At 59.6% G+C, this 2,500-nt stretch carries 1 protein-coding gene, 1 tRNA gene and 2 rRNA genes (1 of these 4 cut by a window edge); 1 reads left to right on the top strand and 3 read right to left on the bottom strand.

What is annotated here, in order from left to right:
• Positions 1-182: 182 nt before the first annotated feature.
• On the top strand, positions 183-758 hold the full coding sequence (locus ACODRV_RS02425) for a recombinase zinc ribbon domain-containing protein (RefSeq protein ID WP_488907283.1): 576 nt from the start codon (positions 183-185) through the stop codon (positions 756-758).
• 159 nt (positions 759-917) lie between these two features.
• On the opposite strand, the gene ACODRV_RS02420 is transcribed toward ACODRV_RS02425, so the two are convergent.
• From ACODRV_RS02420 to ACODRV_RS02410, 3 genes are all read right to left on the bottom strand, one after another.
• Positions 918-994, bottom strand: a tRNA-Met gene (locus ACODRV_RS02420).
• Between the two features lie 79 nt (positions 995-1,073).
• Positions 1,074-1,188 (bottom strand): 5S ribosomal RNA (rrf, locus tag ACODRV_RS02415).
• Between the two features lie 84 nt (positions 1,189-1,272).
• Positions 1,273-2,500: ribosomal RNA gene (locus ACODRV_RS02410) — 23S ribosomal RNA — on the bottom strand; it runs 1,560 nt beyond the window's last position.

Raw genomic sequence — 2,500 nt, 5'->3', positions numbered from 1 at the left:
GCCACCCGGCGCCTGGTCCGGACCGATTCTTCCATCCGCCAATGCAGATTCGAAGGACACGCCGGCGTTTCCCCGTATCCGGCAGCTTTTGGAAGTCCTCCGAACACGGCGATTCGATCCCGTCGCGCCAAATCTGGAGAAGGCTCCCAGGACGTCGGGGCCGCATCCCGTCGAATCGACCGGTGGACGAAGAACCGCACCCGCCGCCAGGGACGCCCGGCCTGCTGTCCGGCCTGAGGAGGTGCGCCCTGTGCGGGTCCGGCATGACGCTGAACGGCGGCAAGTACGCCTGCAGCGCCGCGCGCGAGCGCGGGACGTGCAAGAACAACAAGATCATCGCCGCCCGCACGGTCGAGGATCGCGTGCTCACGGGCGTGCGCCGGCACCTGCTGTCGCCGGAGGCTATCGCCAGCGCCGTCTGGATCTTCCACGAGGAGCAGTCCACCCGCCGTCTGGAGGCCCTTGCCGCACGACCCCCTACCGAGCGCGAACTGAACGGGATCCGCCGCAAGCTGGAGCGGGCCCGGATGATGTTCACGGAAGAGATGATCACTATAGACGAGTTGAGGGCCCGCGCGGCCCCGTTGACGTCACGCAGGTCCGAACTCGAGGCTGGTCGCCCCCTCGCCTTCCCTCATCGTGGCGCAACTTTCCCCCAGCGCGCGGAAGGCGATCGCCCGGCTGGCCGAGGCTCCGCAGCTGGCGATCATGGGCGACGTGGGCGAGGACCTTCGGCGCGGGTGGTGCAAGCTGATTGAGGTCGTGGAATTTGTACCGCCGGAAGAGCTGGGCCGGTTCGAACCGCACGTCCGCGGACATCTCGCCGGCCTGCTGCGCCAGATTTCCAAAGCCTAAACGGCAAAAACCCCGCCTTTTCGGGCGGGGTTTCTGATGTGCCTCACCGGCGTGAGGTATCTTGGGTGCGGGAGCAGGATTTGAACCTGCGACCTTCAGGTTATGAGCCTGACGAGCTACCGGGCTGCTCCATCCCGCGGCAGGGTGGTGTGTGAAGGAAGGTGTTTCGAGGATCGATCTTTTGGGATCGAGTGCAATACTTTCTATCCGACTGGTAGACCCGGCGGCGACCTACTCTCCCGCGACTTAAGACGAAGTACCATCGGCTCTGGAGGGCTTAACGACCGAGTTCGGAATGGGATCGGGTGGGGAACCTCCGACATAGCCACCAGGTCAACCAGGCGGATAGAAGGATTGCGAAGAAGACATTGTCAGCCTTGCGTTGTTGCAAGGTAATCGAATGAGTTTTGCTGAGAAACGATCAAGCCGATCGGATTATTAGTACCAGTAAGCTTCATGGGTCGCCCCACTTCCACACCTGGCCTATCAACGTGGTAGTCTTCCACGATCCTCAGCGAAGCCTTGTTTTGAGGTTAGTTTCCCGCTTAGATGCTTTCAGCGGTTATCTATTCCGTACATAGCTACCCTGCTGCGCAGCTGGCGCCACGACAGGTCCACCAGAGGTACGTCCATCCCGGTCCTCTCGTACTAGGGACAGATCCTCTCAAGCTTCGAACACCCACGGCAGATAGGGACCAAACTGTCTCACGACGTTCTGAACCCAGCTCACGTACCACTTTAAATGGCGAACAGCCATACCCTTGGGACCTGCTCCAGCCCCAGGATGTGATGAGCCGACATCGAGGTGCCAAACTTTGCCGTCGATATGGACTCTTGGGCAAAATCAGCCTGTTATCCCTAGAGTACCTTTTATCCGTTGAGCGATGGCCCTTCCACGCGGGACCACCGGATCACTATGGCCGACTTTCGTCTCTGCTCGACTTGTCAGTCTCGCAGTCAGGCGGGCTTATGCCATTGCACTCGACGACCGATTTCCGACCGGTCTGAGCCCACCATCGCGCGCCTCCGTTACACTTTAGGAGGCGACCGCCCCAGTCAAACTACCCACCACGCCATGTCCCGGGACCGGATAACGGCCCTCGGTTAGACGTCAACGACAGTAAGGGTGGTATTTCAAGGATGACTCCACCGGTGCTGGCGCCCCGGTTTCATAGTCTCCCACCTATCCTACACATACGGTCGCTAACGCCAAGGCGAAGCTATAGTAAAGGTTCATAGGGTCTTTCCGTCTGACCGCGGGAACCCCGCATCTTCACGGGGAATTCAATTTCACTGAGCCTGTGCTGGAGACAGTGGGGAAGTCGTTACGCCATTCGTGCAGGTCGGAACTTACCCGACAAGGAATTTCGCTACCTTAGGACCGTTATAGTTACGGCCGCCGTTTACCTGGGCTTCAGTTCGACGCTTTCACATCTCCCTTTAACCTTCAGGCACCGGGCAGGCGTCAGACCCTATACGTCGCATTGCTGCTTCGCAGAGCCCTGTGTTTTTGCTAAACAGTCGCTACCCCCTGGCTTGTGCCACTCAGTCCAGCTTGCGCTGGGTGAGTCACGCTTATTCCGAAGTTACGCGTGCAATTTGCCGAGTTCCTTCAGCACAGTTCTCTCAAGCGCCTTGGTATACT

Source organism: Brevundimonas sp. FG8, assembly GCF_057808845.1.
This window is presented reverse-complemented; position numbering and strand designations above follow the sequence as displayed.